We start from the raw sequence: 25795 nt of genomic DNA, 5'->3' as shown, positions 1-25795 counted from the left end.
TGTGGTGATTTCTCACCCCAACATGATTGATAAACTTAATCCATATCAACCTTAAATTCTAGCACCAGGCCTGGTGCTCAACAAACGCCCGTCTAACTTACACCAAAGGTGACAGCCTCGAGCTTTGTCGGTAGAATACTGTTTTTGTTTTTCACAAAGGTTCCTTTCAATGTCTGCATTACAAAACGACCGTTTCTTACGCGCCTTAATGCGCCAGCCTGTTGACCGCACACCGGTATGGATGATGCGCCAAGCTGGCCGCTACCTACCTGAATATCGTGCGACGCGTGCCGAAGCCGGTTCCTTTATGGACTTATGCCGTAATGCAGAGTTCGCTTGTGAAGTAACTTTGCAGCCATTAGAGCGTTTTCCGCTTGATGCCGCAATTTTGTTTTCCGACATCTTAACCATCCCTGATGCAATGGGGCTTGGCTTACGTTTTGCGACAGGCGAAGGTCCGGTTTTTGACAAGCCTATCCGCTCGATGGCGGATGCGAAAAAACTTTATGTACCGGATATGGGATCAGATTTAGGTTATGTAATGAACGCGGTCAGTACCATTCGTAAAGCCCTAAACGGTCGCGTACCTTTGATTGGTTTTTCCGGCAGTCCTTGGACACTGGCGACTTACATGGTGGAAGGCGGATCAAGTAAAACCTTCGCGACTATCAAAGCCATGATGTATGACCAGCCTAAAACTCTACACCACATTTTGGATGTATTGGCTGACTCTGTGATTCAATACCTAAACGCTCAAATTGAATCCGGTGCACAAGCCGTACAAATTTTTGACACTTGGGGCGGCGTCTTAACCCCACGCGACTATAAAGAATTCTCGCTAAACTACATGGCGAAAATTGTTGACGGTTTAAAGCGTGAACATAATGGTGTGAAAGTGCCAGTTATTCTATTCACCAAGGGTGGCGGTCAGTGGCTAGAAGCGATGGCAGATACCGGTGCGGACGCATTAGGGCTAGATTGGACAACCGATATTGATGATGCACGCCGTCGCGTAGGTGATCGCGTCGCGATTCAAGGCAACATGGACCCAAGTATGTTGTACGCCTCACCAGAGCGTATTCGTCAAGAAGTAGCTTATATCTTAGAAAAGTATGGTCAAGGTTCAGGCCACGTCTTCAACCTAGGCCATGGCATTCATCCCGAAGTAAAACCGGAACATGCTGGCGCCTTTATAGAAGCGGTGGTTGAGTTAAGTCCAAAATACCACGCTTAATATTTACGAAATTCGAAAACAAAAAAACCACCCAATCGGTGGTTTTTTTATGTCTATAAATATACAACGGACAGCCTCATCCTAAGGGTGACAAATCTACACTTTGAGAATATTGCATCGCTTGCAAATAAAGGTTCGATAACTCTGTTGGAGTTAAATCCCCAGGTAATTTAAAACGGGTTGAGCCCTGCTCTAAACCTTTCGAGGCTTTAAGCACCAGGCCTGGTGCATTATCTTCGCCCATCAACGCGCCTACAATTAAATCATCCAAACTTAACTTTTCTAACAAGCTAGGCAAATCTAAATCCATAACCGCATCCAAAGTCGAAAACAAGCCAACCGTGAAGTAGAGCTCTTTTGGCGTGGTCTTTAAGCGATCAGCCACTAATTCACAAAACTTAGCACGCGTTAAAGAAGTATGAAACAACTCGTTTGGCTTATCATCCATGCCGGATAAAACTAACATCCCTGCCCAGCTCTTCAAACGCTCTAAACCGAAGCGTAACACCGCATCATGAATCGAACTGATTTTTGCTTTACCGGCTGAACCATCCTGAGCCAAAAATCTTAATAGCTTTTGGCTCAGTGAGACATCCTTCGCAATAATCTGGCTAAGTTTGACCATATCTACGTCAGGATCGTAAACGTTGGACAGCAGCTCTAAAACACTCACTTTATTGGTGGGTAGGCGCTGACCTTTAATAATCACTGGTTTGGCAAAGAAGTAACCTTGAAAATAATCAAAGCCGATTTTTTTACAAAAATCGTACTGTTCGCGTGTTTCGACTCGTTCTGCCAATAAACGCACACCCTTATCTTTTAAACGCTGCACGTGTTCCAATAATTGTTTTGGCCCAACCTCCAGAATATCGACTTTGATAATGTCAGCTAAGGCTTCAAGTGGTTCGAGTTTAGGGTTAAACACATAGTCGTCCAAGGCAATGGTATAACCTCGGTCACGCAGTTTTTGGATAGCTTTGAGTAGATTCGGGGTCACATTAACATCTTCTAAGATCTCAATAATGACCTGACTTTTAGGGAAGAAAGGCTGATATTCGCGCAGCAATAAACCTTCGGTGAAGTTAATAAACACCTTATGATCACCCGCGACATCTTTTATACCGATGTCACCAAAGGTGTTTAACATGACTTGAGCTGAGGCACTGTCACCGCCCACGATCACTGCATGATTGTCTTCGCTATTGGTGCGAAACAACAACTCATAAGCAAATAGCTGCAGTTGACCGTTGAAAACTGGCTGACGCCCAACAAAAATATCGATCAATTTAGACATTTATTCACTACAAAAACAGACAATTAGAATTTATTATAACAAACTCTATCGTGAATTAGCCTAAGCTTTACTGCAAATAAAGGCTTAAACCGGCTTAAATTCATCCGGCATGTCAATATCCTCATCACCAAATAAGAACTTTTGCATTTCTTCTTGCAGAAACGACCGCGCTTTTGGATCTAAACTGGATAAACGGTATTCATTTATCAAAATCGTCTGTTGGCTTAACCATTGTTTCCACGCTTCTTTAGAAACGCTCTCATAAACACGTTTACCCAACTCACCCGGAAACGGGGCGAAATCCAAACCTTCCATGTCTTCGTTAAATTTTGCGCAATGTACTTGTCGTGTCATAGATGTCTCCAAAAGGTTTTGTTTCTAATACGGTTTGCTTTAATGCTCGTTGCAATAAAATTTTTATGGGTGCCGGCAACCCCACTTTCAACGCCTCGTCTAGCGTCAACCAGCAATAAGGTCCGCATGAGTCAGGCTCGGCCACTGTTGGCGCTTTTAAGGCATACACCGGCATCATCTCTAAATGGTAATGACTAAAAGTATGCCGAATACCCGACCATTTTACCAGACTATTCAAATCCACCCCAGCCAAGCTTAAATCATCGAATGAATCAAATTCCGGCAAACTATACAGACCACCCCAAACACCTCTATTTGGGCGCTGTATCAGAGCGATCTGATTATCCGAGTTAAACAATAATAAGAACCAGGCCTGGCGAGTGGGTTTTTGTTTTTTGGGTTTGGAATAAGGAAAATCCGACACCCGTCCAAACTGAAAAGCTTGGCAGTCCGGTTTAAGCGGGCATTCTTCACAACCAGGCCTGGTTCTTTTGCACAAGGTCGCGCCTAAATCCATAATCGCCTGAGTGTAATCAGCAAAACGGGTTTGCGGGGTCAGGTCTTCGGCTAATTGCCATAATTGGGTTTCAAGCTTTTTATTGCCCGGCCAACCTTCAATCGCCGCGTGACGCGTTAACACACGCTTTACATTGCCATCCAAAATCGCATAACGTTGCTCAAACGCTTGCGACAAAATCGCCCCTGCGGTCGAACGGCCAATTCCCGGCAACGCCATAATCGCATCAAACTCATCCGGAAACTCACCGCCATGCTGGGTGTCAATAATCTGAGCCGCTTTGTGCAAATTTCGGCCACGTGCGTAATAACCCAGCCCTGCCCAATGCGCCAAAACCTCATCCTGCTCTGCCAACGCCAAGGCCCTAATATCAGGAAAGCGCTGCATAAAACGTTCAAAATACGGAATCACCGTTTGCACCTGGGTTTGCTGCAACATAATTTCCGACACCCAAACCTGATAAGGCGAACGCGGATGTTGCCAAGGCAAATCGTGACGGCCATGCACATCAAACCAAGCTAATAAACGTGTTGCAAAGCTCAAACCCCACTCCTGTAAAGCGTCCACGAAGTCGGTTATACTAGCAGACTTTTCAACGCCCGCTGAGAGATTACGCCATGAGCGAACAAGCTGACTCAACCGAAAATACCCTACGCCACCGCATCAAAAGTTTTGTATTACGCCAAGGCCGCATGTCAAAAGGTCAACAGGCCGCCATCGACCGCATTTGGCCACAATACGGACTTGAAGCCGATGCTGGATTATTGGATTTAGCGCAGGTATTTGGCCGCGACGCCCCAACCTATGTCGAAATCGGTTTTGGTATGGGCAGCAGCTTAGCGCAAATGGCGCAAGACAATCCACAGAATAACTACATTGGAATCGAAGTACATCGCCCAGGTGTAGGCGCGTTATGTAAGTTGATTGAAGAAAAGAACCTGACCAATATTCGGATTTTTAATCACGATGCGGTCGAGATTTTAGAAAAGCAAATTCCACAGAACTGTTTAAGCGGCGTGTATCTATTTTTCCCCGATCCATGGCACAAAGCACGCCACAAAAAACGCCGCATTGTACAACCAGCATTTGTCGCTAAACTGGCTGAACATTTAGTACCTGGTGGTGAGTTTCATATGGCAACCGATTGGGAAGATTACGCCGAACACATGATGGAAGTCATGAGTGCCGCCCCCGACTACACCAACGCCGCCGGAGAAGGCCAATTCACCCCACGCCCCGACTACCGCCCCCTGACAAAATTCGAACAACGCGGCCATAGACTAGGGCATGGGGTTTGGGATTTGATATTTAAGAAACGTTAGCTTGGTAAGCCAGCCACCAGGCCTGGTTTACGGTTTGCTATATTCAACCTAACCTCTTACTTGCTACAGGACAAACCATAATGTATATTAGTGATGTACATTAATAAGATGAGGTGAGTGATGCATCGAACCCAAATTTACTTTGAAGAAGCCTTTTTTGAAGAACTGAAAGAACAAGCCAAACAAGCCAACACCTCTATTTCCGGCTATATCCGTGATGTAGTAGCCAAAGATTTAGCTAAGACAAAGCAGCCCAAAAATGCACCTGATTTTTCCGAATTTGCTGGCCTTTGGCAAGACCGTGATATTAGCCAGCAGGACTTACGCGAGAAGGCTTGGAAATGATTTGTCTCGACACCAATGTGCTCATCGAAATTTTAAAAAATAACACACAAACATTGGACAAATTGAAGCAGCTTAATACAGTTTTTGCCATCAGCAGCATAACGACAATGGAACTGCTTTATGGCGCACTTGATAAAAAAGAACTGCAACAACTTCAAGCGTTTATTGAAAAGTTTCAAATTATTCACATTGACCAAGCCACTAGCGAACAAGCTACCGCGTTAATTACAAGTTATGCAAAAAGCCACACCCTTGATATACCCGATGCATTAATCGCCGCAACTTGCTTGACTCGCAACTTGCCACTTTTTACATATAACTTAAAAGACTTTCGCTTCATACCAGGCCTGGTTATCATCTAAAATCATCCTATTCAAATTTAGTTATTAAGGTTTCACATGTCTCAAAGTCCGATTGTTCTTGTTGATGGTTCGTCTTATTTGTTCCGCGCGTTTCACGCGATGCCGCCGCTCACTAATCGTGAAGGCCATCCTACTGGGGCAATTTATGGCGTGACGAATATGATTGGCAAGTTGCTGGAGACTTATCAGCCTGAGCATATGGCGGTGGTATTTGATGCCAAGGGCAAAACTTTCCGTAACGATTTGTATGCTGAATATAAAGCGCATCGCCCGCCAATGCCGGATGAGTTGCGCGTGCAAATTGAGCCGATTCACCAAATCGTCAAAGCTTTGGGTTTGCCTTTATTGGTGATTGAGGGCGTGGAAGCCGACGACGTGATCGGCACTTTGGCGGTGCAAGCCACCGAAGCCAAACGTGATGCGTTAATTTCCACTGGCGACAAAGATATGGCGCAGTTGGTGAATGAGCACATCACCTTAATTAACACTATGAACAATACTTTGATGACACCGGATAAGGTGGTGGAGAAGTTTGGTATTCGCCCGGATCAGATTATTGATTATTTAGCGTTAATGGGCGACACCTCAGACAACATTCCCGGCATTCCAAAATGCGGCCCTAAAACCGCAGTGAAGTGGTTAGATGCGTATGGCACGATGGATAATCTGATCGCACATGCCGACGAAATTAAAGGCAAAATTGGCGAAACCTTGCGTGAACATATTCCGCATTTAGATCTTTCGCGCCAGCTCACCACGATTCGAACCAATTGCGATCTGCCGATCAACTTGCCGGATTTGGCGCGCCAAGAGCCGGATGTTGACGCGCTTAAAACCCTGTTTGCCGAATATGAATTTAAAAACTGGTTAGGTCAACTTGAGGACGGCAAAATGCCGTTTACTCGCCAGGTAAACCATCATGCTAAATCTACGCCTACGCAAAAAACTGCGCCTGCTTCTAAGCCGCTTGAAGCGGTTATAGCCAATAGCGCAGATTATGAAACCATTTTAACTAACGAACAATTTGATAACTGGTTGGGCAAACTCAAGGCCGCTGAGGTGTTTGCGATTGATACCGAAACCACCGCGCTCGAACCTATGCTAGCTCAAATGGTGGGCATTAGTTTTGCGGTTGAGCCACAACCAGGCCTGGTGGAAGCAGCTTATCTGCCTTTGCGCCACGATTATGAAGGTGCGCCCACTCAGTTGGATTTCGAGCAAACACTGCAAGCTTTAAAGCCATTGCTTGAATCGAAAGACGTGATTAAAGTTGGCCAGAACATTAAATACGATTGGCATATTTTCAAAAACCACGGCATTACTTTACAAGGCATTGGCTTTGACACCATGCTGGAATCTTACGTGTTAAACAGCGTCGCCACACGCCATAACATGGACGATTTGGCCGAGTTTTATCTGCAAAAAACCACGATCAAATTTAAAGACGTCGCTGGTACGGGTCGCGCGCAAAAGACCTTTAACCAAATCGAACTCGACACCGCCAGTCCTTATGCGGCGGAAGATGCGGATATTACATTACGTTTACACCAAACCCTGTGGCCGAAACTGCAAATCGAAAAACAATTAATGGATGTTTTCCGTGAAATTGAAATGCCATTGTTGCCTATTTTGGCGAAGATGGAACGCCACGGCATGTTGGTGGATAAAGACCTGTTAAAAATTCAGAGCAATGAGCTGGCAGAGAAAATTGAGCAAATCGAAGAAGCGGCGTATCGTGTGGCTGGGCAAGAATTTAACCTAGGTTCACCCAAACAACTGCAAGAAATTCTGTTTGAAAAACTCGATTTGCCGGTGATTAAAAAAACCCCAAAAGGCCAACCATCTACCGCCGAACCAATTCTGGCGGAGCTGGCCGAACAGGGTCATGAACTGCCTAAGTTGATTATGCAGCATCGCACCATGGCGAAACTCAAATCCACCTATACAGATGCCTTGCCCAAGCAGATTCACCCCGAAACCGGACGAGTTCACACCTCTTATCAACAAGCGGTCGCCTCCACCGGGCGTTTGTCATCGACTGATCCGAACTTACAAAATATTCCGATCCGCACCGCCGAAGGTCGTCGGATTCGCCAAGCCTTTATTGCGCGCCCGGGTTATGTGTTGCTCGCGGCCGACTACTCGCAAATCGAGTTGCGCATTATGGCACATTTGAGTGAAGACCCCGGCCTGCTCACCGCGTTTGCCGAAGGTAAAGATATTCACAAAGCCACCGCCGCCGAAATTTTTGATACCGCGCTGGATGAAGTCACAACCGAACAACGTCGTAGCGCCAAAGCGGTGAACTTTGGTTTGATTTACGGCATGTCAGCATTTGGTTTAGCCAATCAACTGGGCGTAAATCGTGGGTTGGCGCAGGCTTATATTGACCGATATTTTGATCGTTATCCGGGCGTTAAAACCTATATGAATACCACCAAAGCCGATGCCAAATATCATGGTTATGTTGAAACCCTAGCGGGTCGTCGTTTGTATTTGCCAGATATTAATGCGCGCAACGGCCAGCTTCGCCAATACGCCGAACGCACCGCGATCAACGCGCCGATGCAAGGCACGGCGGCGGATATTATTAAACGCGCGATGATTGCGCTGGATGAATGGATAGACAAAGGCGAATTTGATATTCGCATGTTAATGCAGGTTCACGATGAATTGGTATTTGAAGTCAAAGCCGATCAGGTGGAGGCGGTCAAAACCCATATCAAGCAATTAATGGAAGCCGCGATGAAACTGGATGTGCCGTTAATTGTGGATATTGGACAAGGCCTAAACTGGGACGAAGCCCATTAATAAAGGAAGCGTAATTATGAAACTTGAAACTCTCGCTCTACACGCTGGATATGAACCAGAAGCCACTACCAAAGCTGTGGCTGTACCGATTTATCAAAGCTCATCATTTGCGTTTGACAATGCGCAACATGCAGCCGATTTGTTTGACCTAAAAGTCCCCGGCAACATTTATTCGCGCATGATGAACCCCACCAATGCCGTGTTAGAAGCACGCTTAACCGCGATGGAAGGTGGACTTGCCGCGTTAGCCGTTGCAACCGGCATGGCCGCTATTACTTACACCGTGCAAACACTGGCCGAAGCAGGCGACAATATTCTTAGCACCAGCGAACTTTATGGTGGTACCTACAACCTATTTGCCCACACCTTGCCTCGTCAAGGCTTAGAAGTGCGTTTTTTTGACAAGGATGCCAGCGACGAAGAACTCGCCGGTTTAATTGATGAAAAAACCAAAATGCTGTATTGCGAAACCATCGGCAATCCATCCGGTAGCATTGTCGATATTGAGCGACTTGCCAAGTTAGCCCACGCCCACGGCATTCCATTAGTGGTTGATAGCACAGTTCCTTCACCCGCGCTCTGGCGCCCGATTGAATACGGCGCGGATATTGTTATCCATTCGGCTACCAAATATATCGGCGGCCACGGCACCACATTGGGCGGCGTGATCGTCGATGCCGGTACCTTTCCTTGGGCCGAACACGCCGAACGTTTCCCGCTGCTAAATACGCCTGACATTTCTTATCACGGCGTCACCTATACTCAAGACTTCGGCCAGGCGGCATTTATAGCACGCTGTCGTGTAGTGCCTTTACGTAATATGGGTGCGGCCTTATCAGCAAACAGCGCGTTTCAGCTGCTTCAAGGCCTGGAAACTTTGACCTTACGCATGGAACGTATTTGTCAAAACGCTCAAGCGGTCGCTGAGTTTTTAGAGGCTCATCCGGCGGTTTCTTGGGTTAACTATGCGGGATTGCCTAGCCATAAAGACCATGCGCTAGCGCAAAAATATATGAACGGCAAAGCCTCAGGAATTTTAAGTTTTGGATTAGTATCTGGACGAGAAGGCACGCGCCGTTTCTACGATGCGCTCAAATTGATTATTCGTTTAGTTAATATTGGTGATGCCAAGTCTTGCGCCAGTATTCCGGCCGAGACAACGCATCGACAATTAAATGATGCCGAGCTCAAGTCCGCTGGTGTACCGCCAGAAATGGTTCGATTATCCATAGGTATTGAACATATCGACGATTTGATCGCTGATATTGATCAAGCACTTAAGGCGGCGTCATAAACCACGCGACACTTATCTCCTGCCATAACTCACAAAAGGGGAGTAATTGATCTTTCAATAGACTTTGGCATAACCTTTAGGTAGGTTTTTATAGCGTTTGTATGACCATTGGTATTGGTTGGGTACTTGGCGTACGCAGGTTTCGACCCCGTGATTGAGGGCGGTCGTGGCCAATTGTTCGTCGGCGGACGCGACATCGGCAGGCGCATCCAGTAAGTGAATGACATAACCTTGCGCTTGCGGTAAGCGTTCAGCCAGAATATAAAATACCGAACAAGCGGATTTCTGCGCGAGTTTTGACACCAGCACCATGGTATTCGCCGGATGACCAAAAAATGGAGCGACTACGCCACCACTTTTGCCCGGATCTTGATCTGGCAAGATCCCCACAACTTCTGAATTTTTTAACGCTTTTCGCAACCCTTTGACACCGGACATATCAGTTGGCTGTAATTTCACGCCACTGGATTGACGGGCTTGACGCATAAATGTATCAAGCGAACCTATGCGTGGTGGACGATATAAAATCGTAGTCGGGTAATGCTCGGCTAGATAATGCCCAATGATTTCCCAGCAACCCACGTGAGGCGATAACACCATTACACCTTTACCTTTTGCGACCGCTTCGGCAAGGCGATCTGCGCCTTCAACGCGTTTAATTAAAGCGAGTTTTTTCGCCTGTGGCCAACACCAAATCGCACCTAGTTCGGTAGCGGTTTTGCCGGTTTCGATTAAGCTTTGTTTAACTAACAATGCGCGGGCTTCGCTGGATAAATTGGGAAATGCGATGTCGATATTTTTAATCGACACGCGTTTGGTCGAGTTGGGCAGTCGCCATAATAACCAACCAATCGCCGCGCCTAAACGCTGGCTCCATTTAAGCGGCAGCCAAGATAAAGCCCGCACCAAGCCTTTAAAAAGGGCGCCTTGAATTGGGTGATGTTCGCTACTCTTCTTCATCCCAGGCTTCCTCCAAACCGGCTAAACCCGCATGGTTATCATCGGCAATCAGCGGTTGCATGGCCGTCCATAAATTGGCATACACATGTTTATTACGTTTTTCTTCGTCCAATAACATTTGTTTGAAATGCTGACGTGCTTGCGGTTTGGCAAAGCAAGCCGGACAGTTATCGGGAATCACCGGCAAATTCGCCGCTTCGGCAAAATCACGCGTTTGATTTTCGCGCACTTTTACAAACGGACGAATAATGCGCACATCGCCATCGTTATTTAAATAATGCGCTTTCATGGTTCTAAGCTGACCGGCGTTAAACGCCGACATTAAAAAGCTTTCTGCCAAGTCGTCCAAATGTTGCGCCAACGCCAATACGTTATACCCTTCGCGACGACACACGGTATAAAGCTTGCCGCGTTTTTGGCGTGAACAAAAACTGCAAAATGAATCACCTTTCATATATTGATTGGCAAGTGCAACCAGATCCTCCGACTCATAAAAATACGGCACACCCAACTCGGCCAAAAAATCTTTAAGCGGAGACGGATCAAACCCCGGAATTTGCGGGTCAATCGTGCAAGCCGCCAATTCAAACTTAACCGGCGAGTGACGCTGTAAATGCTTTAACACCATTAATAACGCCAACGAATCTTTACCGCCAGATAAACCCAACAACACCCGATCACCTGAGCGAATCATATTAAACTGCGCAATCGCCCGCCCCACCGGCTGTAAAATTTTCTTTGGCGGTTTAATCACGGCTTCTTTTTTGGTCTTTATAACATCTTCCATTAGCTTCCCATCACCAGGCCCGGTAGTTTTTGGTACAAAATAAATACGCTCATTAAGACTAAAAATACCGCGAACACACGGCGTAATAATTGTTGGTCAAACTTGTGACTAACTTTATGGCCTAACCAACCACCTATAATACCAATAAGAGTAAATTTAATAATAATGCCCCAATCTAGCGCGAGATTTAACGCGTTCAATACTTCTAGATAAGCACCGAAACCAGCGAAGGATTTCATCGCGATAATCACTAAACTGGTGCCAATCGCCAAACGCATCGACAAGCCGCCCAATAAGACCAAAGCTGGAATAATTAAAAAGCCGCCACCAACCCCAACTAAGCCGGTAATCGCGCCCACTACTAAACCATCTGCAACGATTTTATAAGCCGCGCGCGGCGCTTTTGGCGCGTCGTTTAGGTCGACGGGTTTAAACATTAAATAGGCCGCGCTTAACATTAAGGCGGCGAAAATTAACATCTGAATCACGCCATCAATAAAGTGCGCTAACCAAGCGCCAAATACCGCCCCCACCAGGCCTGGTATGCCAAACCAAGCCACCATGCGCCAGTCAATGGTCTTTTGGCGAGCGTAGGGTATGGCAGAGATTAACGAGATCACCCCCACAATCATCAAGGAACCCGCCATCGCGACTTTGGGATCTTGACCGACTAAATAGACCAACACCGGCACGGTCAAAATCGAGCCGCCCGAACCGAGCAAGCCTAAACTTAAACCAATTAATAAAGCGCCAACCCAGGCTAAAATCATAGGGTTTTCCTTTTGAGCAATACGCCCGATTCAATGTGATGGCTGTAAGGGAATTGATCGAATAAGGCCGCGGCCATTAAATCATGCGTTTTTTCTAATACTGTTAAATCTCGCGCCAGGGTTTCTGGATTGCAGGAGATATACAAAATGTGATCAAACTCACTCGATAACTGGCGAGTTAAGTCATCCAGCCCAGCGCGCGGCGGATCAACAAAAATAGTGTTGAACTGATAAGTCGATAAATCAATTTCCGCCAAGCGATTGTATTGCCGACCTTGCAAGGCTTGCGACACATCTTCGGCGGCCATCTTAACCACCTCGACATTTTCCACGCCATTTTTTGTCAAATTGAATTGCGCTGATTTTACCGAGGTTTTAGAAATTTCAGTCGCTAACACGTGGCCATACAAATCTGCTAAAGCAATCGAAAAATGGCCATTACCACAATACAACTCCAGCAAATCCCCGCCGAGTCCGCGGCTTTGCTCGCGCGCCCAAGCCAACATATTCTGCGCCATTTTGGCGTTTGGCTGAGTAAAGCTATTTTCGATCTGCTGAAACCACCAGGCCTGGTGGTCAGCTTCTAAACGTTCGACCACAAAATCCTGATCCAACACAATCTTTTGCTTGCGACTGCGTCCGATTAAATGGTTAATGGGCAATGCATCACGCAAGGTTTGCGCAGCTAACGACCAGGCCTGGTCGTCGAGTTTTTTGCGGTAAATTAAGGTCACCAACATTTCGCCACTTAAGGTGGCTAAAAAATCAATTTCAAACAAGCCGTTTTTTAAGATGACGTTTTCACTAATTTTCGCCAATAAGGGCGCCATTAAGTTATCAATGGATTCGGCCGCCATCGGGCAAGTGCTGATTTCGACCGGGTGTTTAGGATTAGCCGGATCAAACATCGCATAAAACAAACGTTCCGGTGTATGCCAAATACGAAACTCCGCGCGCTGACGAAAATGCGCAGGCGCAGAAGCAAACACCTGCAACTTATCCGTCATGCTTGGCACTAGACCCAGCAAACGCTGCTGCTTGTCTGCGAGCTGTTGATCATATTGTTGGGGAAAAACCTGACACAGCACAAGGCCATCCTCTTTATCAAAAATTAGGCGGGCATTATATCGCGTCTAACGCCCTATGCCTAACTTCTCAAACCCCACGCTTGACAAGTCATCGGGGCTCATTTAATCTGCACTCAATCTCTCGGGGTGCGTTTGCGGTTGCGAACGCTGAGAAGGTCTTAGACCTAACCCGCTGAACTTGAACTGGTTAGAACCAGCGTAGGGAAGAGAATCATCTTAATCGGCGTGTTTCATACTTTGTGACCCACTTTCTCGCCGTTTCTGAATGCCTCCGGTGCCTGCGTTTGAATAACCAGGCCTGGTGGTTGCAAATAAAACCCTCCTCGCCTGTTATTTCAAACGCCCCAAGCCGACTTTTCGCGCTGTTTTTCTGCCCCAAAATTATTTGGAGAAAAACATGACACACAATATCAAACACACCGCGGCTCATAGCGAAATTACGCGCGAGCCATTACCGGCTTCGTCTAAAGCTTATATTAACGGCGAAATTCATCCTCAGATTCGGGTTCCGATGCGCGAAATTGTGCTCACGAATGGCGAAACTTTGACGGTTTATGATACCTCCGGCCCTTATACCGATCCGAATGCCAAAATTGATTTAACTCAAGGGATCGAAGCAATCCGTAAAGATTGGATTTTGGCACGTGGCGATGTGGAAGAATATGAAGGTCGTCAAATTAAAGCGGTGGATAACGGTTATAAACGTGAAAACGATGTACCCGCTGAATTATTGGCCGCCGAGCAAGGTTTAAAACGCACCCCACTGCGCGCTAAAACGGGCAAAAATGTGACCCAAATGCACTATGCACGCCAAGGTATTGTTACCCCAGAAATGGAATTTATCGCAATCCGCGAAAACCAACGCCGCATCGAAGTGTTGGATGCCGAACGCGAAGCGCGTTTGGCCGGTGAAAGTTTTGGCGCGAACCTGCCAGACTTGATTACGCCGGAATTCGTGCGCGATGAAGTCGCCGCCGGGCGTGCGGTGATTCCGTCCAATATTAACCACCCGGAATCGGAACCGATGATTATCGGTCGCAACTTTTTGGTCAAAATTAACGCCAATATCGGCAACTCGGCGATTACTTCGTCTATTGCCGAAGAAGTTGAAAAAATGGTCTGGTCAACCCGTTGGGGCGGTGACACCGTGATGGATTTATCTACTGGTAAAAATATTCATGCCACCCGCGATTGGATTATCCGCAACGCCCCCGTTCCCATCGGCACCGTGCCTTTGTATCAAGCATTGGAAAAGGTAAACGGCATTGCCGAAGACCTAACTTGGGAAGTCTATCGCGACACCTTGATTGAGCAGGCCGAACAAGGCGTGGATTACTTTACGATTCACGCCGGCGTGTTATTACGTTATGTGCCAATGACAGCCAAACGCGTGACCGGCATTGTGTCGCGCGGCGGCTCGATTATGGCGAAATGGTGTTTAGCGCACCACAAAGAAAACTTCCTTTACACCCATTTTGAAGACATTTGCGAAATCATGAAAGCCTATGATGTCAGTTTCTCGCTGGGTGACGGCTTGCGCCCGGGTTCGATTGCCGATGCCAATGACGAAGCGCAGTTATCTGAGCTGCAAACGCTCGGTGAACTGACCAAAATCGCGTGGAAACACGATGTGCAAACCATTATCGAAGGCCCGGGGCATGTGCCGATGCACAAGATAAAAGAGAACATGGATTTGCAACTCAAGCTATGTCACGAAGCACCGTTTTACACGCTCGGCCCGTTGACCACCGATATTGCACCGGGTTACGACCACATTACTTCGGCGATTGGCGCCGCGATGATCGGTTGGTACGGCACCGCGATGCTGTGTTATGTGACACCCAAAGAACATTTGGGTTTGCCAAATCGTGAAGACGTCAAAGAAGGTTTGATGGCGTATAAAATCGCCGCCCATGCCGCTGACGTCGCCAAAGGTCATCCGGGCGCACGTCATCGCGATGATGCCATGAGTAAAGCCCGTTTTGAATTCCGCTGGATGGATCAGTTTAATATTGGTCTCGATCCCGAGCGTGCCATGGCCTATCACGATGAAACTTTACCGCGTGATTCAGCCAAAGTAGCGCATTTCTGTTCCATGTGTGGTCCCAAGTTCTGCTCGATGAAAATCAGCCAAGAAGTGCGTGATTACGCGGCTCAATTAGGTGTCGATGAACAAAAAGCACTGGAAGCGGGTATGGCGGAACAAGCGCAAACCTTTAAAGAGCTGGGCAGTGAAATTTCGGTGCCGGTTGACCAGCTTAATCACAAAACTAAAAAGCAGGCTTAAGTTATGAAGCTGGACGGTTTAAAAACCGTTGGCATCGCGGGAGCAGGCCTGGTAGGTCGCGTGCTGGCGTTGAATTTAATTCAGCGCGGCATTCAAGTGACTTTATTTGAACGCGATTTATCCAGTTCTGCGCCCAATGCCGCCGGTTATACCGCCGCGGGTATGCTTTCGCCTTATGCCGAGTTGGAGCTCATGGATGCCGAGTTGTTTCAACTCGGCGTGCGTTCGATTGAACTTTGGCCAGGCCTGGTGGATTGGATGGCTAATCAAGGTTGTCCGGTGGATTTTCAACATCGTGGCAGTTTAGTGTTAGCACATCATAATGACCGCGCGGACTTGCAACACTTTATGCGTCAGTTGATGGATAAATTGCCCAGCGGTTATCAGGTTGAACAACTAAACAACACACGCTTAACCGAACTAGAACCTGAATTAGCACATCACCACCAGGCCTGGTGGTTGCCGAATGAAGGTCAGGTGGATTCAAGCCAGTTTTTCCAGCAAAGTGAACGCCTGCTTAAAAACCATGCGTTAGTGGAATGGCGTGAAAACACCGAGGTGAAGCAACTGTCGTCTCGCCAAATTGATGGCCAAACGTTTGACTGGGTGTTTGATTGCCGAGGTTTAGGTGCAAAACCCGACATGCGCGATTTACGCGGTGTCCGTGGTGAAGTGTTTTGGTTAGATGCGCCCGAAGTCAAACTCACGCGTCCGGTACGTTTAATGCACCCGCGTTATCGGATTTATATTGTGCCGCGCGCCAATGGACGTTATGTGATTGGTGCGAGTGAAATTGAAAGTGAAGACCGTAGCCCGATGTCAGTGCGCTCCAGCTTGGAATTATTGTCCGCCGCTTACAGTCTACATCCTGGGTTTGCCGAAGCACGAATCATCAATCAACTTACCAATTGCCGCCCAGCCTTAGGTGATAATTTACCGCGCATCGAACAATTGGACGGCCTAACGCGAATCAACGGTTTATATCGCCACGGCTATTTATTCTCACCCGCAATGGTGGAACAGGCCTTGGCTGAGTTAAAGATTTAGTTGAACCACGAAGAACACGAAGATTTTTAGCCCCCTCTCCCATCAAGGGAGAGGGGGCAAGACTTCGCGCTCTTCGTGTCCTTCGTGGTAATAAACAGGTGAAACATGATTTTATTGATTAATGATAAACCCACAGAAACCAAGGCTCAGACCTTAGCAGGCCTGGTGCTTGAGCTGGAAATTGAAGGCGCATTTGCGTTGGCGTTAAATGAAAACTTTGTGCCCAAAAGCCAATACGCTGACACACTAATAAATGAAAATGACCGCATAGAAATTGTCGCCCCCATGCAAGGCGGCTGAGTGATTGAACCACGAAGCTCACGAAGAGCACGAAGTTTTTACTTTTAGTCCCCTTCGTGAGCTTCGTGGTAATAAAAAAACAGGATTTAAACCATGATATGCAGTTGTGATTATCTTACATTTAATTTATCATTAAATCATTAACCTTTAGTAATGGTGGTTTTGTGAGATTAATTAAAGCAACAGAGAACTTCAAGTTGCATGGTCACCCCTATGAAGACTTCCCTCTAATTGTTAATTCAGAAATGGGGCTGGTAAAAGAAGTTCATCAGTTCTTAATTTATTTCTGCATAACCAGAGGTCGAGTAGAAAGCAAGAATACATGGTGGCGTTATGGTCAGGATATGTATGACTACTTTGGTTATTTGGAGGGGAATGGATTAGATTGGCGTTTAAGTTTGGCAGATACCCAACACTCTGTTATTGCTACTTATCGTGATTGGTCGGTGAGCTTAGGCTTATCATCTAAAACGATCAATGGACGATTAAGAACCATCATCCAGTTCTACGAGTTTGCTTTTAGAAAGCATTGGATTGAGTCCGTTCCTTATGATATTGAAACGGTCATCATCAACAAAGGTAAAGGCTTCTTGGCTCATACCGACAAGTCAGGAAATCAGAAGAATACCGCCAATGTCATGCTTAAAGAGAAAGTCTCCGCTTTACAAATTTTGACAAAACAAGAAGTCAAAACCTTAATGTCCCACCAGTGTTTTATCTCCCAACACTTAATCTATCGTTTAGCTGTTCAAACCGGTTTGCGTAAAGAGGAGTTGCTGACGTTTCCTGAAAGTTACATACAAGACCCACAAACCAAGCGTGTCAAAGCGATTGTACCGGTTGTATTGAGCTCTAAAGACATGGACGTAAAAAGCGGCCAAGGCGGAACAAAAGGTAACAAGGAGCGCACCATTCACATCCCGATTTCCTTGTATGAGCGATTATGGCAATACAAGTTGCATGAGCGAAATGAACTGCTACTAAAGAACGGGGTCAGTGAGCAGAAAGCCTTGTTGTTGAACCGCTTTGGACGCCCCTATTCAATTAAGGGCACGATACTTAATACCGAGCTAAAAAAGATTGTTGGGCGAAAAGAAATCAGCTTGCACAAGCTGCGCCACACTTATGCGACTTTTAAGCTGTATGGTCTGCGAAACAGCCCAGGGTATCGTGGAGACCCATTGGTTTACATCCAAGACCGATTAGGCCACTCAAGCATTTTAACGACACAAATCTATTTGCACTACCTTGAAGATTTAGAGGGTGATTTGATGACCGAATACGACCAAGACATTGATCAAATCTGCCTTGAAGCGGAGGGTGTCGCATGAAAAAGCGTAAAGACTTTAATCAAACTCCTTTAGCACCTGTTGTTGACCAAGATGGTGTACTTGTTGCGACTCCTGTTTTGCAATTAGACATTTCAGAAAACAAGGTTGTGTCGTTTGGTGTGAATAATACAACTAATCGAAATTATGACTTCACTAAACATTACGGACAAGGCTTTGACGAGATTACCAGTGCGGTACAACAAACCATAGAAATTATGCTATCAGAGAACGTGGTGAATGCTACGACTGTTTCAAATTACTGCCGCATTGGGTTCGGATATTTCGCTAAATATTTAACGATTTATGCTCAAGCAATGGGGCGTGAGCTAGTGTTGCAGGATATTAATCTTGAGCTGATTGAAATCTATATTCAGCATTTAAAAAAGCAATATCCCAACGTCTCTACTGCGAAGAATTTATATACACACACGAAGTCCATTCTTGTCAAAATGCAAGGCATGGGATGGCTTGAGCGATTTGATTTTCCCAGAAACCCGTTTCCAAACTCGAATCGCAAAGTGAAAGGTCAAACGGCATTTTCAAAAGCCGAACGTAAGCGGGTTGCGCATGCATTAAAAGTTGATGTAAATAAAATTCTTGAAAAGCAACAGCCGTTGAATAGCTATGAGTTAACCATCTTTTTATTGGCGATTGCACTACGAAGCGGCATGAATACCACGCCTCTTTTGGAAATGACAACTGATTCAATTCAAGCGCACCCACTTAAAGAAGATCGCAAATTGCTGGTACTCTACAAGCGACGTGGCAATGCCACCCACATTCAAAACCTTCGCCATTCAACCAGCGTTGAAAACGTGCAAACGGTCTTAGTTGATGTGGCAGTGATGGTTCAGCATATCATTGACATGAACCAGTCATTAAGAACCGAAAGGGGCACCGATTTAGCCTTATGCTTTCGTACAACAGGTAACTCTAAAACTTCGGGTGAAATCACTACAATCTCAAATACAACAGTCTATGAAAATACAAATAAGTGGATCAAAGAAAAAGAACTGAAAAACGATAATGGTGAACCGCTACAAATTAATATCTCACGCTTTAGAAAGACCTTTGAAAACCGCATTTGGGAGTTATCGGGTGGTGACCCTTTTGTAACGGCCGCACATGCGAATCACAGCCTAAGAGTATCGCAAACCCATTATCTTGAAGCCCCAAAAGAGGCTGAAAAGGCCTTTAACTACATGGGTAAGGTGCGAACTCAAGAACTGCTCTCAAATGTCGAAGTGATTGAGAATAACACGCCTGTTTCCAAATGCTCTAATATTCCAAATCGAACAGACAGTAACAGCAATAAAATCTACTGTACTGACTTTTTAAGCTGTGTTCGCTGTCGCAATATGGTGGTGACAAAAGAAGACCTGTATCGTCTATTTTCGTTCTACTGGCTAATTGTGTATGAGCGTGAAACTATTGGCGCAAAGCGTTGGAGTAAATACTTTGCGCATATCATCCGCATTATTAATCGAGACATCGCACCCCAGTTCGATGCGGAGTTTGTCGCCACCATTAAAGCAGAAGCCCAAGCCAACCCACACACTGCATGGAAGCACCGTAATCAGTTGGAGGCCGTTGCATGAGCCAAGTATTAAAGATCAGTGCAATTGACTACTGCCGACCTCAAAAACTGCATGAACTTGATGACTCGGTACTTAAAACGCTGCCGGTATCGTCTTATCAGCTTCCTGATGGAGCCCATCAAGTTATCAGCCAATACGCAGATGATGTATGGCGATTAGAAGATGCACGATTTCCATCGAACACTAAAGATACTAACAAGAAACTCCGCTTTAACACCATTCCAACGCAGTTCGTGGAAGCAGTAAAGTTTGCCTTGAAGCATTACGACATCAAGCAGAATCTATCGGGAAATACGCTATTCAGTGTGTTTATAGGCCTAAAGCCTTTTCTCGCTTACTTGGATGGTATTGGGGTTCAGAGTGTTTTAGATATTACGCCTTTGCATTGCGCCAATTACGTCCATCAATGTAAGCAATTAATTTCCAAAAATACCCAGAAACCGTTATCTAAGGCCACGTTAATAAACCGATTTTTAGCGATTGAAACCCTGTATCACAACCTCAAAGGTACGAAATGGGCGTTTGAACATCCGTGGGTTGAGAGTTCGGCAAGCTATTTGGCAGGTGCTACAAGACAAGGAAAGAAAACCGCCAAAACTCAAGTGATTCCAGATGCCGAACTCAAGGTGCTAATAAATCATTGTCATAAGATATTGGGGCAAGCCAACGAACTGATCCAGCTTCAAGCGGAAATTGAATGTGAGCGAATCAAAATGGCTGAAACGATTAACTCTAATGTTGGAATTAGTACATCCATTAATAGGCGCCTACTCAAACCTAGAGGCTATTCAGGACTAAGACAGTTTAACGTGTTACACGGTAACATTCCCGATGCAATGGCCATCATTATTCTGACCTTTAGCGGGATTCGTATTCACGAACTTTGTGCCATCCAGACCGATGCTTACCGCATTGAGGATAATGAAGAGGATGTCTACTACTGGCTAAAGTCGCATTCCAGTAAAACTTATGAAGGTTATACCGAATGGCTGGTGCCTGAAATCGTTATCCAGGCCATTGAGGTGCAAAAGGCCTATGTCAAACCTTTACAAGAAAAATTATGGCAAGAACAAGTTGAATTGCTGGCAAAAGACCCACACAACCCAAGAGGTTTGAAGATTGAGAACTTTAAGCATCACCTGTTTTTGACCAACTCAATGGCGCAAGGTAATCAAGTGAACGCATTAAGCCATGGGGCTTTTGATCATGGATTAAAAGCCTTTGGTAGTGCATTGGGCGTGAAAGGCTTGGCGGCTCACCGTTTTAGACGCACCTTTGCCGTCTATGTGGCGCAATCGGCTTATGGGGATTTACGTTACCTCAAACAGCACTTTAAACATTGGGGTATGGATATGACCTTACTCTACTCAGCGAATCAAACCCAAGACGAAGAACTCTACAATGAAATTGCGGTACAGATTAAAAACTTCAAAATCGCACGGGTTGAAGAGTTTTTGGATGAAGATACGATTATTACAGGTGGCCTTGCCAATAATTTAATCTCGTATCGCTCTAACAATGAATTAGTCAAAACATTTGATAGCCGTGCGGCAATGGCAAAGCGTATCTCAGATACGGTTCACTTACGCTCAACAGGGCATTCATGGTGTACCTCTGATAATTCAGGCTGTGGTGGACGTTCTGTAATTGAGGGAACCGCCTGTGTCGATTGTGATGAGTCCATCATCGAAAAGAAACGTCATGGAGAATACTTCAAAGGCATTTACATACAGCAATTGGAACTTAGGCAAATAGATGATATTGGTGAAGCGGGAAAACAGCGTGTTGAGCGTGATATTGAGCGTTGTGAACGTGTTTTAAAAGATTTGGGTATGTGGGATGAAGTAAATGGAGTAGCGGTTTGAGACTTGATGAAAAGGTTTTTGGATGAAAATATTTAATTGGAACTGCAATGGTGCATTACGCAAAAAATTAGATATTGTAAAAAGAGTCAATGCAGACCTTTGGATTGGTGGAAATAAGAACAAAGGTATTCTTGTTGCAAGCAGAAGTCGGCATGAGCTAATCAGTCTGGAATGGAATAATCCTGACGGTTTGCAGTTATTTTTGCCATTTGTGTACAGGGGGATTGTTTTTGTAGCGGTATGGACAAAGCAAGCAAATTCACCAAACTTTCGTTACATAGGGCAGTTGTGGAAATATATACGTTTACACAAAGTAGTTTTTTCCAGGTTTAAACCAATTATCATCGGAGACTTCAATAGCAATGTTATCTGGGATGAGTGGGACAGATGGTGGAATCACTCAGATCTTGAAAGAATTCTTGAGGAAATGGGAATCAAAAGCTTGTATCACTCAAAGTTCAATGAAATGAGTGGCAGCGAGACTCAACCTACATTTTTCCTTCACAGAAAGCACGATAGGCCCTATCACATAGATTATTGCTTTATGCCAACTCGGAACCACTCCAATTCAAATATTAAAATTGGAGATCGTAAAGAATGGCTTGAATACAGTGACCATCTCCCATTGATCATTGACTCCGAAGGATTAGAGAAGTGATTTTAACTACAGAAAAAGAACTTAAGAATGCACTAATACGTCTAAAACATGGCAGACCAAAGGTTGTCGATAAGACACGTAAAATTAGTATCTCAGCACTTGCAGAAGAAGCCGGCTTATCTGACTCCACCATTCATAACCGTTATCCTGAAATAGCGGCAGAAGTTCGAGAAATCATGGGTAAAGAGCATAAGGTGCAGCGCGATGAAAAGAACGAAAAGCTGAAGTCTGAAAAGGAAAAAAACAGAGAGCTTCGACAACACATTGAACAGCTTGAATCTGATATACGCAAGCTGACTTCCATCAACGCCACTTTGAGCAACGAAAATGCTCAACTCAAAGCTGAAATGGCCAGTAAAAAAGTTGTAAGAATTAACCAAAATTAGAGGGTTTTATAACTATGGAAAAACACAAAAAGTCTTACAATGTGTGTAAGTTAATAATTTCAACGACTTGCTTGAATGTAAGTCTTACCAAGGTTGTATAAAGCATGACAACAAACAACCAGGCCTGGTTACTTGCGGATAAAGAAATAAACAGCCGTTTATTAATCGGTTCGGCCTTGTATCCTTCACCCGATATTATGCGCCAAGCCATTCAAGCCAGCGCTAGCCAAGTGGTGACGGTGTCGATTCGTCGGCAGAATCCAGGCGATCAAAGCGGTCAGGCCTTTTGGCAGATTATCCAATCACTTGGTTGTCATATTTTGCCCAATACGGCCGGTTGTCGAAACGCGCAAGAAGCCATTACCACTGCGCAAATGGCACGAGAAATTTTCGGTACTAACTGGATTAAACTCGAAGTCATCGGTGATGATTACACGCTACAACCTGACCCGTTTGATTTGGTGAAAGCGGCACAGGTGTTAATTGAAGACGGTTTTGAAGTGTTTCCTTATGCCAGCGATGATTTGGTTTTGTGCCAAAGACTGGTCGATGTTGGTTGCCGAATTGTGATGCCTTGGGCCTCGCCAATTGGATCGGGCAAAGGCATGATGAATCCTTACAATATGGAATTGATTCGCAAACGTCTCGACAAAACTACCCTGATTGTCGATGCCGGAATCGGCAAACCTTCGCACGCCGCGCAGGCTTTAGAAATGGGCTTTGACGGCGTTTTGCTTAACTCCGCCGTGGCTTTAGCCGATGACCCCATCCATATGGCGCAAGCTTTCAAACTCGCCATCGAAGCTGGTCGACTAGGTTATGACGCCGGAACCATGCCACAACGCGACTTCGCCAGTGCCTCCACCCCGATATTAGGCACGCCCTTTTGGCACCAAAACCACTAAAATCAGTTCTAACCGGCTAAAATATAGTGTCAAAATTTGGGGAAGGAATTATGAAAATCGTTCATATCAGTGACACCCACGGACTCCATCGCCAAATCGACTTTGCTAATGTTGAGGCGGATGTGTTGGTGCATTCAGGTGATTTTTTAACTGAACTGCGTGATAGTGGTTATAAAGAATATGAGTTCGACGCGTTTATCAAATGGTTCGCTGCTTTGCCTTTCAAGCATAAAATTCTGGTAGCGGGCAATCATGATTGGTTTTGCTATGAATGCTTAAGCCAAGCCGTGGATTTAAAAACCCGTTTGTTCAATGATTTTGGAATTCATTATCTTGAAGATGATGACGTAGTGATTAATCAGGTCAAATTTTATGGTTCGCCTTGGCAGCCAGAGTTTATGAACTGGGCGTTTAACTTGCCGATCAATGGCCCTGAAATTACTCAGAAATGGCAAAAAATCCCTCAGGACACCGATGTTCTTATCACCCATGGCCCCGCGTTTGGGCACCTTGATATGGGAAGCCCTCAAACACGCCCTCTTGGCTGTGAATGTTTGCGCGAAGTACTGGATCAGCATCCCAACATTAAACTACATTTGTTTGGTCACATTCATGAGGACTATGGCCACAAACAATTTAACGGCGTGCATTTTTATAACAGTGCCTATGTTAAACGCGATGAAGATTTACTCGCGTTTCCGCCCGTTATTGACTTGGACAAGCTATGAGCCAGCCCATCATTCTGAGTATCGCAGGTTCTGACACCTTAGCCGGAGCCGGAATTCAAGCTGACTTAAAAACCATTCAGGCTTTAGGCGGCTATGCCGTCACCGTCACTACGGCTATTACAGCGCAGAACTTTAACGGTGTACAAGCGGTTTACCCCCTGCCCGCCGAACAAATAGCGGCGCAGTGCGACAGTTTATTATCCAATGTTCAGATTGATGCCATCAAAATTGGTCAACTGGCGAGTGCTGAAATTATTCAAACGCTTAGCCAATCACTGCAAGGTCTGGATTGCCCGATTGTGCTTGACCCGGTTTTAATCAGTTCTAGCGGCCAGGCTTTGTTATCCGAATCCGCGCATTCCATCATCATTAAACAGCTGCTTCCACTAGCCAGTGTCATTACCCCCAATATCCCCGAAGTGAATGCTTTGCTCGGCACGGATTTTAAAGGCTTAGCGAATGAAATGACCGATATTGGCCAGGCGTTTTTTGGCTTGGGTGTGCAGGCAGTATTGGTAAAAGGCGGTCACAGTTCGGATGATCAAGCCGTCGATTATTTATTGTTACCCAATAAATCTCCGCAAGCTTTTGCTTCTCCTCGTCTTGTAAACTTAAATGTAAAAGGCACTGGCTGCGCTTTATCTTCGGCCTTGGCATTTTATTTATCACAGGCTAATAACCTGCCCCAGGCTGTTGAAAAAGCGAAAGCTTTTTTATACCAACAACTCAAACAAGCCCACTTTGCGAACATTGCCCAACCCTCAGAATCAGCCCGCCTGCTCCAGCCCTTTCTATAAAGCGGTTATCCGCTTGTTTTAAAAATCATTTAGTGACACAATCCATAAGCCTATTCGAAAAAATAAGGAGTAGATTATGGCGAGTATTACCCTCAAAGGCCAACCGATTCAAACGATTGGTGAACTCCCCGCAAAAGGCGCACTTGCGCCCAACTTCACCCTTACTAAAGCCGATTTAAGCGACACTAGCCTCGCTGACTTCTCCGGTAAAAAACTGGTTTTAAACATATTTCCTAGTATTGATACCGGCGTTTGCGCGGCCTCTGTTCGACGCTTTAATGAAATCGCCTCTCAAGTGCAAGATACACAAGTATTGTGTATTTCAGCTGATTTACCTTTTGCCCAGCAACGCTTTTGTGGCGCAGAAGGTTTAGAGCAGGTGATTAATCTCTCCAGTTTTCGTCACTCAGCGTTTGGTGAAAGTTATGGTTTAACCATTACAACCGGTCCTCTGCAGGGCTTATTGTCGCGTGCTGTGGTGATCGTGGACGCTAATGGGCAAATTTGTTATACCCAACAAGTGCCTGAAATTGCACAGGAGCCGAATTACGATGCGGCTTTAGACGCATTAACACATTGCTAACCCTTTAAACATAAAGCACCAGGCCTGGTTGTTTCTGTATGGAAAAAGTATTTTCATATTCGTGGGATTATCATTCATATGAGAAATAGTTAGGATAGTCACGTAGCAATAAGGAAGCAGGTTTTATGTTAGTTAATCAAACAAATCAATATGGTCTGGTTCAGATCGCTCT

The 25795-nt window shown here is 45.5% G+C and carries 25 protein-coding genes and 1 riboswitch; of the genes, 18 read left to right on the top strand and 7 right to left on the bottom strand.

The window, feature by feature from the left end:
- Positions 1-169 precede the first annotated feature (169 nt).
- Entirely contained in the window at positions 170-1234 is a 1065-nt protein-coding gene (gene hemE / locus VIM91_RS04220) for a uroporphyrinogen decarboxylase (RefSeq protein WP_331863572.1), read from the top strand.
- Between the two features lie 76 nt (positions 1235-1310).
- Here the strand turns inward: hemE and VIM91_RS04215 are convergent, their stop codons facing one another.
- From VIM91_RS04215 to mutY, 3 genes are all read right to left on the bottom strand, one after another.
- Complete coding sequence (locus VIM91_RS04215) at positions 1311-2528, bottom strand: EAL and HDOD domain-containing protein (RefSeq protein WP_331863571.1); 1218 nt, start codon at positions 2526-2528, stop codon at positions 1311-1313.
- Between the two features lie 84 nt (positions 2529-2612).
- Entirely contained in the window at positions 2613-2882 is a 270-nt protein-coding gene (locus VIM91_RS04210) for an oxidative damage protection protein (protein ID WP_029933341.1), read from the bottom strand.
- On the bottom strand, positions 2851-3942 hold the full coding sequence (gene mutY, locus VIM91_RS04205) for an A/G-specific adenine glycosylase (RefSeq protein ID WP_331863570.1): 1092 nt from the start codon (positions 3940-3942) through the stop codon (positions 2851-2853). Before mutY ends, VIM91_RS04210 begins: the two co-directional genes overlap by 32 nt.
- Before the next feature lie 74 nt (positions 3943-4016).
- On the opposite strand from mutY, the gene trmB reads away from it, so the two are divergent.
- From trmB to VIM91_RS04180, 5 genes are all read left to right on the top strand, one after another.
- Positions 4017-4721: a tRNA (guanosine(46)-N7)-methyltransferase TrmB gene (gene trmB, locus VIM91_RS04200; RefSeq protein WP_331863569.1), complete on the top strand. Its 705-nt coding sequence runs from the start codon at positions 4017-4019 to the stop codon at positions 4719-4721.
- Between the two features lie 120 nt (positions 4722-4841).
- Entirely contained in the window at positions 4842-5066 is a 225-nt protein-coding gene (locus tag VIM91_RS04195; protein WP_331863568.1) for a hypothetical protein, read from the top strand.
- A complete protein-coding gene (locus VIM91_RS04190; RefSeq protein ID WP_331863567.1) occupies positions 5063-5428 on the top strand; it encodes a type II toxin-antitoxin system VapC family toxin in 366 nt (121 codons plus the stop codon). Before VIM91_RS04195 ends, VIM91_RS04190 begins: the two co-directional genes overlap by 4 nt.
- Before the next feature lie 36 nt (positions 5429-5464).
- A complete protein-coding gene (gene polA, locus VIM91_RS04185; RefSeq protein ID WP_331863566.1) occupies positions 5465-8239 on the top strand; it encodes a DNA polymerase I in 2775 nt (924 codons plus the stop codon).
- 16 nt (positions 8240-8255) lie between these two features.
- Positions 8256-9533, top strand: coding sequence for an O-acetylhomoserine aminocarboxypropyltransferase/cysteine synthase family protein (locus VIM91_RS04180; protein WP_331863565.1), 1278 nt, complete (start codon positions 8256-8258; stop codon positions 9531-9533).
- A 54-nt stretch (positions 9534-9587) separates the two neighbouring features.
- On the opposite strand, the gene VIM91_RS04175 is transcribed toward VIM91_RS04180, so the two are convergent.
- From VIM91_RS04175 to trmA, 4 genes are read right to left on the bottom strand one after another with little or no spacing between them, the layout of a single operon-like run.
- Positions 9588-10493 (bottom strand): lipid A biosynthesis acyltransferase, encoded by a 906-nt coding sequence (locus tag VIM91_RS04175; protein WP_331863564.1) that lies wholly within the window; start codon positions 10491-10493, stop codon positions 9588-9590.
- Positions 10480-11280, bottom strand: a complete 801-nt coding sequence (locus VIM91_RS04170; protein WP_331863563.1) for an ATP-binding protein — start codon at positions 11278-11280, stop codon at positions 10480-10482. Before VIM91_RS04170 ends, VIM91_RS04175 begins: the two co-directional genes overlap by 14 nt.
- Complete coding sequence (locus VIM91_RS04165) at positions 11280-12050, bottom strand: sulfite exporter TauE/SafE family protein (RefSeq protein ID WP_331863562.1); 771 nt, start codon at positions 12048-12050, stop codon at positions 11280-11282. The genes VIM91_RS04170 and VIM91_RS04165 overlap by 1 nt, the downstream gene beginning before the upstream one ends.
- Positions 12047-13138: a tRNA (uridine(54)-C5)-methyltransferase TrmA gene (gene trmA / locus VIM91_RS04160; RefSeq protein WP_331863561.1), complete on the bottom strand. Its 1092-nt coding sequence runs from the start codon at positions 13136-13138 to the stop codon at positions 12047-12049. The genes VIM91_RS04165 and trmA overlap by 4 nt, the downstream gene beginning before the upstream one ends.
- 112 nt (positions 13139-13250) lie before the next feature.
- Positions 13251-13360, top strand: a riboswitch (TPP riboswitch).
- Positions 13361-13535: 175 nt separating this feature from the next.
- Between trmA and thiC the strand changes: the two genes are divergently transcribed.
- From thiC to tpx, 12 genes are all read left to right on the top strand, one after another.
- Complete coding sequence (thiC, locus tag VIM91_RS04155) at positions 13536-15425, top strand: phosphomethylpyrimidine synthase ThiC (RefSeq protein WP_331863560.1); 1890 nt, start codon at positions 13536-13538, stop codon at positions 15423-15425.
- Positions 15426-15428: 3 nt separating this feature from the next.
- Positions 15429-16472, top strand: a complete 1044-nt coding sequence (locus VIM91_RS04150) for an FAD-dependent oxidoreductase (RefSeq protein WP_331863559.1) — start codon at positions 15429-15431, stop codon at positions 16470-16472.
- A 105-nt stretch (positions 16473-16577) separates the two neighbouring features.
- Positions 16578-16772, top strand: a complete 195-nt coding sequence (thiS, locus tag VIM91_RS04145; RefSeq protein WP_331863558.1) for a sulfur carrier protein ThiS — start codon at positions 16578-16580, stop codon at positions 16770-16772.
- 164 nt (positions 16773-16936) lie between these two features.
- A complete protein-coding gene (locus VIM91_RS04140; RefSeq protein ID WP_331863557.1) occupies positions 16937-18103 on the top strand; it encodes a tyrosine-type recombinase/integrase in 1167 nt (388 codons plus the stop codon).
- Positions 18100-19701, top strand: coding sequence for a hypothetical protein (locus VIM91_RS04135; protein ID WP_331863556.1), 1602 nt, complete (start codon positions 18100-18102; stop codon positions 19699-19701). Before VIM91_RS04140 ends, VIM91_RS04135 begins: the two co-directional genes overlap by 4 nt.
- A complete protein-coding gene (locus tag VIM91_RS04130) occupies positions 19698-21566 on the top strand; it encodes a hypothetical protein (protein ID WP_331863555.1) in 1869 nt (622 codons plus the stop codon). The genes VIM91_RS04135 and VIM91_RS04130 overlap by 4 nt, the downstream gene beginning before the upstream one ends.
- A gap of 22 nt (positions 21567-21588) precedes the next feature.
- Positions 21589-22224, top strand: coding sequence for an endonuclease/exonuclease/phosphatase family protein (locus tag VIM91_RS04125; protein ID WP_331863554.1), 636 nt, complete (start codon positions 21589-21591; stop codon positions 22222-22224).
- Positions 22221-22610, top strand: coding sequence for a TetR family transcriptional regulator (locus VIM91_RS04120; protein WP_331863553.1), 390 nt, complete (start codon positions 22221-22223; stop codon positions 22608-22610). The genes VIM91_RS04125 and VIM91_RS04120 overlap by 4 nt, the downstream gene beginning before the upstream one ends.
- A 104-nt stretch (positions 22611-22714) precedes the next feature.
- Positions 22715-23515 (top strand): thiazole synthase, encoded by an 801-nt coding sequence (locus VIM91_RS04115; RefSeq protein ID WP_331863552.1) that lies wholly within the window; start codon positions 22715-22717, stop codon positions 23513-23515.
- 50 nt (positions 23516-23565) lie between these two features.
- Positions 23566-24243 (top strand): metallophosphoesterase family protein, encoded by a 678-nt coding sequence (locus VIM91_RS04110; RefSeq protein WP_331863551.1) that lies wholly within the window; start codon positions 23566-23568, stop codon positions 24241-24243.
- Positions 24240-25040 carry a bifunctional hydroxymethylpyrimidine kinase/phosphomethylpyrimidine kinase gene (thiD, locus tag VIM91_RS04105; RefSeq protein ID WP_331863550.1) on the top strand — a complete coding sequence of 267 codons (801 nt, stop codon included), beginning with the start codon at positions 24240-24242 and terminating at the stop codon, positions 25038-25040. Before VIM91_RS04110 ends, thiD begins: the two co-directional genes overlap by 4 nt.
- 76 nt (positions 25041-25116) lie before the next feature.
- Positions 25117-25623 carry a thiol peroxidase gene (gene tpx, locus VIM91_RS04100; RefSeq protein ID WP_331863549.1) on the top strand — a complete coding sequence of 169 codons (507 nt, stop codon included), beginning with the start codon at positions 25117-25119 and terminating at the stop codon, positions 25621-25623.
- The last annotated feature ends 172 nt before the right edge of the window (positions 25624-25795 follow it).

Source organism: Thiomicrospira sp. (assembly GCF_036568485.1).
GTDB lineage: Bacteria > Pseudomonadota > Gammaproteobacteria > Thiomicrospirales > Thiomicrospiraceae > Thiomicrospira.
Note: the sequence above shows the minus strand (reverse complement) of the source record. Positions and strands in the feature narration are given on the sequence as shown.